The 8,499-nt window shown below is 71.5% G+C and carries 11 protein-coding genes and 1 tRNA gene; 3 read left to right on the top strand and 9 right to left on the bottom strand.

The annotated features are described in order from the left end of the window. Both G3I53_RS17830 and G3I53_RS17825 read left to right on the top strand, forming a co-directional pair. Positions 1-766, top strand: a 766-nt coding sequence (locus G3I53_RS17830; protein WP_275406511.1) for an SPFH domain-containing protein, incomplete at its 5' end; no start/stop codon positions are given. A 163-nt stretch (positions 767-929) separates the two neighbouring features. After that, a complete protein-coding gene (locus G3I53_RS17825; RefSeq protein WP_164333160.1) occupies positions 930-1,535 on the top strand; it encodes a lytic polysaccharide monooxygenase in 606 nt (201 codons plus the stop codon). A gap of 101 nt (positions 1,536-1,636) precedes the next feature. Here G3I53_RS17825 and G3I53_RS17820 read toward each other — a convergent pair. The 8 genes from G3I53_RS17820 to G3I53_RS17785 form a co-directional block, all read right to left on the bottom strand. After that, a tRNA-Lys gene (locus G3I53_RS17820) sits at positions 1,637-1,710 on the bottom strand. A gap of 106 nt (positions 1,711-1,816) precedes the next feature. Then, positions 1,817-2,575 (bottom strand): IclR family transcriptional regulator C-terminal domain-containing protein, encoded by a 759-nt coding sequence (locus G3I53_RS17815; protein ID WP_164333161.1) that lies wholly within the window; start codon positions 2,573-2,575, stop codon positions 1,817-1,819. Positions 2,576-2,813: 238 nt separating this feature from the next. Then, the gene (gene ehuA, locus G3I53_RS17810) at positions 2,814-3,602 is read right to left on the bottom strand and encodes an ectoine/hydroxyectoine ABC transporter ATP-binding protein EhuA (protein ID WP_164333162.1); all 789 of its coding nucleotides are present in this window, start codon (positions 3,600-3,602) and stop codon (positions 2,814-2,816) included. Then, the gene (gene ehuD, locus G3I53_RS17805; RefSeq protein WP_164333163.1) at positions 3,592-4,242 is read right to left on the bottom strand and encodes an ectoine/hydroxyectoine ABC transporter permease subunit EhuD; all 651 of its coding nucleotides are present in this window, start codon (positions 4,240-4,242) and stop codon (positions 3,592-3,594) included. The genes ehuA and ehuD overlap by 11 nt, the downstream gene beginning before the upstream one ends. Then, positions 4,239-4,988, bottom strand: a complete 750-nt coding sequence (ehuC, locus tag G3I53_RS17800) for an ectoine/hydroxyectoine ABC transporter permease subunit EhuC (RefSeq protein ID WP_164333164.1) — start codon at positions 4,986-4,988, stop codon at positions 4,239-4,241. The genes ehuD and ehuC overlap by 4 nt, the downstream gene beginning before the upstream one ends. Next, positions 4,985-5,782 (bottom strand): ectoine/hydroxyectoine ABC transporter substrate-binding protein EhuB, encoded by a 798-nt coding sequence (ehuB, locus tag G3I53_RS17795; protein ID WP_343240641.1) that lies wholly within the window; start codon positions 5,780-5,782, stop codon positions 4,985-4,987. The genes ehuC and ehuB overlap by 4 nt, the downstream gene beginning before the upstream one ends. A 233-nt stretch (positions 5,783-6,015) precedes the next feature. Then, complete coding sequence (locus G3I53_RS17790) at positions 6,016-6,531, bottom strand: hypothetical protein (protein ID WP_164333166.1); 516 nt, start codon at positions 6,529-6,531, stop codon at positions 6,016-6,018. A 76-nt stretch (positions 6,532-6,607) separates the two neighbouring features. After that, positions 6,608-6,970, bottom strand: a complete 363-nt coding sequence (locus G3I53_RS17785) for a hypothetical protein (protein ID WP_164333167.1) — start codon at positions 6,968-6,970, stop codon at positions 6,608-6,610. A 166-nt stretch (positions 6,971-7,136) separates the two neighbouring features. Here G3I53_RS17785 and G3I53_RS17780 point away from each other — a divergent pair, with 166 nt between their 5' ends. Next, positions 7,137-7,631, top strand: a complete 495-nt coding sequence (locus G3I53_RS17780) for a DUF3830 family protein (RefSeq protein WP_164333168.1) — start codon at positions 7,137-7,139, stop codon at positions 7,629-7,631. On the opposite strand, the gene G3I53_RS17775 is transcribed toward G3I53_RS17780, so the two are convergent. After that, positions 7,612-8,499: amidase family protein (locus tag G3I53_RS17775; RefSeq protein WP_275406510.1), on the bottom strand; the 888-nt coding region annotated here is incomplete at its 5' end. The two genes, G3I53_RS17780 and G3I53_RS17775, sit on opposite strands and share 20 nt — an antisense overlap.

Genomic DNA, 8,499 nt, shown 5'->3' with positions numbered 1-8,499 from the left:
GCCGCTCGCGGCCGGCGTGCCGGGTCTGCCGCCCGCCCCGGGAGCGGCCGGGATCGGCCCCGCGCAGTGGGCGGCCTGTGCCGGTGCGGGCGCCCTCGCGCTGTTCGGCTTCGGCGGGCTGGCCCGCGGGCGGACCGGGCGGGCCTGGGTGCTCGGCCTGTTCGGCCGCTACCGGGGGACGGTCCGCCGGACGGGGCTGCTGTGGGTGAACCCGCTGCTGCTGCGCCGCCGGGTCGACGTGCGGCTGCGGCACTGGCGAAGTGAGCCGATGCCGGCGGCGGACCGGGGCGGGATGGCGCTGCGGGTGGTGGTCACGGTGGTGTGGCGGGTGCGGGACACCGCACGGGCGACGCTGGGCGTGGAGGACCACGAGACGTACCTGCGGGAGTGCGTCGAGGCGGCGCTGCTGCGGCTGCCGGTGGAGGCGCCGGGCGCGGGCCAGGCCGCGATGGACGCGGTGTGCGAGGCGTTGACCCGGCAGGTGACGGCGGACACGGCCCCGGTCGGCCTGGAGGTGTTCGCGGTGCGGCCGGTGCGGGTGGAGTACGCGCCGGAGGTGGCGGCGGCGATGCACCGGCGCCGGATCGCCGCGCTGGACGCCCGGCACCGGGCGAGTGTCCTCAGCTCGGTCGTGGACTCGGTGGAGGACACGGTGACCCGGCTGACCGTGCGCGGGCTGGTCGAGCTGGACGACTACGAGCGCAAGGCGCTGGTGAAGGACCTGACGGTGGCGTTCTGCGCCGGGCGGGGCGAGTCGATGCCCTGACCCCGCCCGGGGCCGCCGCCCGGCCGGCGCGCAACTGGTTGAACGCGTCGTGCATCTGGTCTGGACATGTTCATGCCGCAGTCCTACGCTCAGACTTGGTCTAGACCTACTCGCACCACCTGCACGGCTCACTGACACCCCCACGTTCACCAGGAGCGGCAGCATGCGCACACGGACCAAGCTGTACGCGGCCGCGGTGGGACTGGCCACGACCGGAGCACTCGCGTTCTCCTCCGGCGGGGCCAGCGGCCACGGCTACACCGACCTGCCGGTCAGCCGGCAGAAGCAGTGCCAGAACGGCACCGTCACCAACTGCGGCGCCATCCAGTGGGAGCCGCAGAGCGTCGAGGGCCCGAAGGGCTTCCCCGCCTCCGGCCCCGCCGACGGACGGATCTGTTCTGCCGACAACACCCGGTTCGCCCAGCTCGACAGCCCCCGCACGCCCTCGGGGGGCGCGTGGCCCACCACCCGCGTCACCGGCGGCCAGAACTACACCTTCCGGTGGCAGTTCACGGCCATGCACGCCACGACCGACTTCAAGTACTACGTGACCAAGCCGGGCTGGAACCAGAACCACGCCCTGACCCGGGCCGACCTCAACCTGACGCCGTTCTTCACGGTGCCCTACAACGGGCAGCGGCCCCCGCAGACCCTCTCGCACACCGGGAGGCTGCCGTCGGGGCTGAGCGGACACCACGTGATCGTCGCCGTCTGGACGGTCGCCGACACGGCCAACGCGTTCTACGCGTGCTCGGACGTCACCTTCTGAGCAGGACGGCGCGGGCGGGGCTCGTCCGGCCCGTCTGAGCCGCGGCCGTCCGGGCCGGAAACACCGAAGGGCCTCTCGCTCCCACGAGAGGCCCTTCACCGTGCGCCGCCAGGGACTCGAACCCCGGACCCGCTGATTAAGAGTCAGCTGCTCTAACCAACTGAGCTAGCGGCGCATGACTCCCGCCGTCCGCTTCCCGCGGCCGGCGACGCGAAAATACTACCTGGTCCCGGAGGGTGCTCCCGACCACGACCGGCGGCGCCGCCCGCGGTGATCCGGATCTAGATCGTCAGCGACAGCAGCACCGGGGCCGCGCTGCGATTGAGGGTCTCGGCGGCCCGGCGCAGCCGGTGGGCGTGCTCGACCGGCAGCGACAGGGCCAGGCAGCCCACGGCGGAACCGGCCGTGATCGGGACGGCCGCGCACACGGTGCCGACCGCGTACTCCTGGAGGTCCAGCACCGGCACGGTGGGCGGCTGGGTCGCCAGCTGGGACAGCAGCAGCCGGTCGCTGGTGATGGTGCGCGAGGTGAGCCGCGCCATCCGGTGCCGGGCGAGGTGGTCCCGCCGCCCGCTGTGGTCCAGCTGGGTGAGCAGGCTCTTGCCGACCGCCGTGGCGTGCGCGGAGCTGCGGAAGTCCACCCACTCGTTCACCTTCGGGGTGGCCGGACTGTCGGCGTACTGGGTGACCCTGACCTCGCCGTCGATGTACCGGCTCATGTAGACGGCGGCACCGACGCGGTCGCGCAGCCGGTCCAGGGTGCGCTGCAGCGTCGCCCGTACCGCGGCGTCGTGGCCCTCGGTGGCACCCAGGCGGGCGAACGCCTCGCCGGTGACGTAGGCGCCGTCGGCGATCTGCTCGACGTAGGCCTCGCGGCGCAGCATCCGCAGGAGGGTGGTCAGCCGCTCCCCGCGCAGGCCGCTCTCGCGGGCCAGGTCGTGGTCGGTCACTCCGGTGGTGTGCCGTGCCACCGTCTCCAGTACGCGCAGGGCGTCCTGGGCCGAGTGGTACGGCGCGGTCGGCTCGTGCTTCAGCGCCACGGTTTCCCCCCTGCGTTCGCTGGTGGGCCGCGATCCGGTCGGCAGTCCCGTCCACGATAGCCGCGAACGCGCGCTCCCCGCCCGGCTGTTGCCCGGATTCCCGGGGCCGGTCCGGCGGGCGCCGGGGCGCCATGACCAGGTAATTATGTCGACGGCATATGACTCCGGCGGCCGGACGGGGGCGCGCGGGACACCGCGCACCCCCGCCCGGCGGCACGGACGAACCGCTGCCGGCGCCTTACAGGATGGTGCTCAGGAACTCACGGGTCCGCTCGTGGTCGGGGTCCCCGAACAGCTTCTCCGGCGACCCGGACTCGATGACCCGGCCCGAGTCGAACATCAGCACCTGGTCGGAGATGTCCCGCGCGAACGTCATCTCGTGGGTCACGCACAGCATGGTGATGTCGGTGCTGCGGGCGATGTCCCGCAGCACGTCCAGCACCCCCGCGACCAGTTCCGGGTCGAGCGCCGAGGTCACCTCGTCCAGCAGCAGCACCTGCGGCCGCATGGCGAGCGCCCGCGCGATCGCCACCCGCTGCTGCTGGCCGCCGGACAGGTGCGTCGGGTACGCGTCGCACTTGTCGGACAGCCCCACCAGCTCCAGCAGCTCCCGGGCCCGGACCTCCGCCTCGTCCTTGGACAGGCCGAGGACGGTGACCGGAGCCTCGGTGATGTTGCGCAGCACCTTCATGTTCGGGAAGAGGTTGAACTGCTGGAAGACCATCCCGATCTTCTTGCGGACCTCCCGGACCTGCTTCTCCGGCGCCGGGAACAGCTGCTCCCCGTCGACGGTGACGGTGCCCTCGTCCGGCTTCACCAGGGTCATCAGCATGCGCAGGATGGTCGTCTTGCCGGAGCCCGACGGGCCGATCAGGGTCACGTGCTTGCCGGCGTCGACGGAGAAGTCGAGCCGGTCGAGCACGGTGTTGTCACCGAAGCGCTTGGTGACCTTCTCGAGGCGGATCAGTTCCCGGCCCTTGTCGGTGGACACGGGCTTCTCGGGTGTGGGCGCGGTTTCAGCGGACAAGGCGGCGCTCCAGGGCTCGCAGGAGAAGAGAGGCGGGGTAGGCGATGAGGATGAACGCGACGCCGACGAGGACGATGGGCTCGTTCATCTGGAACGTCTGCGACCCGAACTGACGGGCCTCGCCCAGCATTTCGAGCACACCGATGACCATCAGCATCGGCGAGTCCTTCAGCATCGCGATCACGTAGTTGCCCAGCGCGGGCACCACGCGGCGCAGCGCCTGGGGCAGGATCACCGTGGTCCAGGTGCGCGAGCGCGGCAGGCTGAGGGCCGTCGCGGCCTCCCACTGCCCGGCCGGCACCCCGTCGATGCCGGCGCGGTACACCTCGGCCGTGTACGTCGAGTAGTGCAGTCCGAGACCGACGATGCCGGTGGTCAGCGCGGACAGCGTCAGACCCCACTCGGGCAGCACGTAGAAGATGAAGAACAGCTGCACGAGCAGCGGGGTGTTGCGGATGAACTCCGTGACCGCGGTGACCGGCCAGCTCACGATCTTCAGCGACGACCGCTGGGCCAGCGCCCAGACCAGGCCGAGGGCGAAGGCGATCAGCGACCCCAGGACCAGGGCCTGAAGGGTGACGAGGACACCGTCCCAGAAGGCCGGGAGGAAGTCCTCCAGCGTGCTCCAGCTCCAGTTCACGCGGCACCTCCGGTGGCCGACGGGTCGGCGACGAGGTCCTTGCCCGGACCGGTGGCCCGGTTGCGGATCAGGGACGTCCGCGGCGGAGCGGCCCGGCCGACCCCCGCCTTCGCCCGGCGCTCGACCAGGCGCATGACCCGGGTGAGCAGGAAGGCGAGCACGAAGTACATGACCAGGATGACCGTGTACACCGGGGCGCTCTGCCCGGTGGCGTTGCGCACCAGCTGGGCGGCGAAGGTGATGTCGCCGACGCCCAGGACGGACACCAGGGCGGTGCCCTTCAGCAGCTCGATGAGCAGGTTGTTGAACGGCGGCACCATCTCGGGCCAGGCCTGCGGCAGCACGACCTTGCGCAGCCGCTGGCCCCGGGTGAACCCGAGGGCCACGCCGGCCTCCGTCTGGGCCGGGGGCACCGCGGCCACCGCGCCGCGCACGATCTCGGAGCCGTAGGCCCCGTAGGTGCAGCCCAGGGTCAGGACGGCGGCCCACATCGGCACGAGCTGCCACCCGAGGGCGATCGGCACGACGAAGAACACCCAGATCATCAGGACCAGGGCCGAGGTGCCGCGGAAGATCTCGAAGTACACGCCCGACAGGAAGCGGACGATCCACAGGTCGTGCGTCCGGGCGAGCCCCACGACGAAGGCGACCGCCGCGCCGAGCGCGGCACTGAACACGGTCAGCTGGACGGTGATCCACACGCCCTTGAGGAGGAGTTCCCACAGACCGGAGGTGATCTCACTCATGGGCGGCACTTCTCCTCGGCCGTGAGCGTCGTCATCTGGTCCTCGGAGAACCCGAAGGGACGCATGATGTCGAGCAGCTCGCCGCTGCGCTTCATCTTGTGCAGCTCGCGGTTGAAGGCGTCCCGCAGATTGCGTTCCGGCCTGCGGAACGCGAAGCCGCCGACGTCGACGACGGGCTCGCCGTCCACGTAGGGCGTGACCTCCGCCGTCGCCTCGACCTTGGTGCTCCGGCTCTGCTCGACCACGTTGCGCACGGTCACCGCGGTGCCGGCGAAGACGTCCACGCGGCCCTGCTCGACGGCGAGGAGACCGGCCAGCTGGTCGGGCAGGGTCGATATCTTCTTGACCCCCGCCTCCTTGGCGTAGTCGATCTCCGCGTAGCCGATGCCGGTGGCCATGCGGGCGCCGGTGCGGGCGATGTCCTCGTAGGTGCGCAGCTTCATCGGGTTGCCCTTGCGGACGATGAAGGCGTCCTTCATCTGGTACTCGGGGTCGGCGAAGAGCACCTGTCCGCACCGCTCGGGGTTGATGTACATCCCGGCGGCGACCACGTCGAACTGGAGGGAGTTGAGACCGAAGATCAGCGAGCCGAACTCGGTCGGGAAGGGCTCGACGCGTTCCACGCCGAGACGCTGGAAGATCTTGGTGGCGATGGCCGGCGCGGATCCCGTGACCTTGCCGTCCCTGCCTATGTAGCCGTAGGGCTGCTCACCCGCGATGCCGAGGCGAACCGTGCCCTTGGCGCGCAACTGCTGCAACAACTGGCCGCCGTCCCCGGTGTCCGCCGTCGCCACGCGGCTGCATCCGCTCGTCGCGCCGACCGCCCCCGTGGCAGCCAGCGCGGCCGAACCCGTGAGCAGGAGGCGGCGGGAGATGCCGGGGCGGCCTCTGGGACGCGGGCCGTTGTCCACTACCTGTTCTCGAACCATGGGCGCGCCGCTACCCAGGGTCCGGCCAAGTATGCCCGCCGGTTTCGGCCCTTCTCGTGTGATGCCCGGCGCCCACCGGACGCCGGGCACCGGTCGGATCAGTACGTGACGCAGGCCCGCGCCTCGCTGCGGTACGCCGGGTGCTCGGTGAGCGGGAAGTTCCAGCTGCCGATCATGCAGATGTTCTGCGTGCCCTTCGGGTTGGACAGCTTGACCGTCTTCGTGGTCGACGTCTTCCCGCCGCGCTGCCGCTTCGTCACGGTCTTCAGCTTCTTGTTGTCGATGCTGAGCAGACCGATCAGCACGTGGTCGGTGCCGTACTCGCAGGTGCTCTTCAGGTAGCCGGACGCGGTGTTCTTCGTCACGCTGACGACGGCGTGGACCCGGCAGCCCGGCCGCTTCCCGCTGAGCCGGATGATCTTGCCCTTCTTGGCGGCCACCTTCGCGGCCTGGGCGGAGACGCCCGACGACGCGGCGGCCTGCGCGGAGGGGCCGGCCTCGGCCGCCTGGGCGGGGGCCAGGGACAGCGAGGTCAGGGCCAGACCGGCGGCGGTCAGGACGCCGGCCGCGCCGAGACGCCGGCGGCCGGGTGCGGTTGCCGTGCTGAGCAGCATTTCTCTCCTAGGGGGTCGGGCCGGGAGGGCCGGCCCGGGTGGGGGGTGGTGTGGATCTGGCGACGGCGCGGTCAATTCACCAGGCCATGCTGATCTGGGTGCTCAGGCGGTACGGCATGGTCAGCCGCAGATTTCCCTTGGGCATGTTCTTGCAGGTGAACGTCTTCTTCTTCCAGTTCTCGCGGACTTCACCGGTGCAGATGATCTTGCCCTTGTGGCGGATGTCCCAGGCGTATCGGGTCGCCTTGTTGCCGCTGTTGTCGACGGTCACGCGGATCGTCTGCTTCTTCGGGTTGGCCTTGCCCAGTACGCAGTTGGCCGGGCCGTTGGTGCATTTCTTCGACACGCTCGCGGCCTGCGCGGGGGCCGCCGCGCCGAATGCCACTCCGGCACTCAGGGCCACGGCGAGAAATCCGAGTGCGGCGCTTTGCTTGGACATGGGGAATTCCCTTCGGTGGTACGGGGGGATGACACCGGGAATTCTGCTGGAAAGGGCGCGACCGGTGCTATTGCCCTTTCGTGAGGTGACCGAAAGTGCAATCGCCGTCCCGTGCTTGGCCCGCGCGCGGACCGGGTAGATGCGGGGAAACCCGTAGGGAGGCGGAATGGCAGAACGCCATGTCGAAGTCGCACTCGAACGGCGCGGAGTACGCGGCACGGCCGTGCTCCTCGACGACCGGGCACCGGTGACCTGCGCCGCGGTCTGGGACGCGCTGCCCCTGGCCGGCGACGTCTACCACGCCAAGTACGCGCGGAACGAGATCTACGCCCTCTTCCCGCCCTTCGCGGACGCCGAGCCGCCCCTGGAGAACCCGACGGTCACCCCCATCCCGGGCGACCTCTGCTACTTCTCCTTCGCCGGCGCCGAACTGGGCACGAAGGCGTACGGCTACGACCGCGAGGTCCGCCCCGGCACGACGGTGGTCGACCTGGCCCTGTTCTACGAACGCAACAACCTGCTGCTGAACGGCGACGTCGGCTGGGTGCCGGGCATCGTCTGGGGCCGGGTGGTGGACGGCCTGGCCGAGCTGGCCGAGGCGTGCAACGACCTGTGGCGCACCGGGGCGGCGGGGGAGACGCTCAGCTTCCGCCGGGCGTGACCCCCGTCCCGGCGGCGGGGCCGGCCGCCACCCCCGCCTCGTACAGCGCGTGCGCGGCCCGCAGCACCAGCGCGTCCCGGTGGCGGGCGGCCACCAGCTGCAGGCCGATGGGCAGACCGTCCGCGTCCCTGCCCACCGGCACGGACGCGGCGGGCTGCTGCGTCATGTTGAACGGATAGGTGAACGGCGTCCAGCCCGTCCAGCGGCGCAGGCCGGAGCCCTTCGGCACCTCCGCGCCCGCCTCGAAGGCCGTGCCCGGCATCGTCGGCGTGACCAGCAGGTCGTAGGTGTCGTGGAAGCGGCCCATCCGGCGGCCCAGGTCCATGCGCACGTCCACCGCCGCCAGGTAGTCCAGCGCCGACAGCCGCGCGCCGCTCGCGCAGATCTCCCGCAGCCCCGGATCCAGCCGGGCCCGCTGCCCCGGGCCCAGGTGCTGCGTCACCCGGGCCGCCCCGGCGAACCACAGCGCGTGGAACGCCTCCACCGGGTCCACGAAGTCCGGGTCCGTCTCCTCCACGTACGCCCCGAGACCGGCCAGCCGCTCCACCGCCCGGCGCACCGCCGCCGCCACCTCCGGCCGCACCGCCACCTGCCCGCCCAGCGTCGGCGAGTACGCCACCCGCAGCCCCCGCACCCCGCCCGCGAGTCCCGCCGAGAAGGAACCGGCCGGCGGCGGCAGCGCCGACCAGTCGCGCGAGTCCGCCCCGCCGATCACGTCCATCAGCAGCGCCGCGTCCGCCGCGTCCCGGGTCATCGGGCCGACGTGGGCCAGGGTGCCGAACGCGCTCGCCGGATACAGCGGCACCCGCCCGTACGTCGGCTTCAGCGCGAAGACGCCGCAGAACGACGCCGGGATGCGCACACTGCC

It is taken from the genome of Streptomyces sp. SID14436, assembly GCF_010548465.1.
Classification (GTDB): Bacteria; Actinomycetota; Actinomycetes; order Streptomycetales; family Streptomycetaceae; genus Streptomyces.
This window is presented reverse-complemented; position numbering and strand designations above follow the sequence as displayed.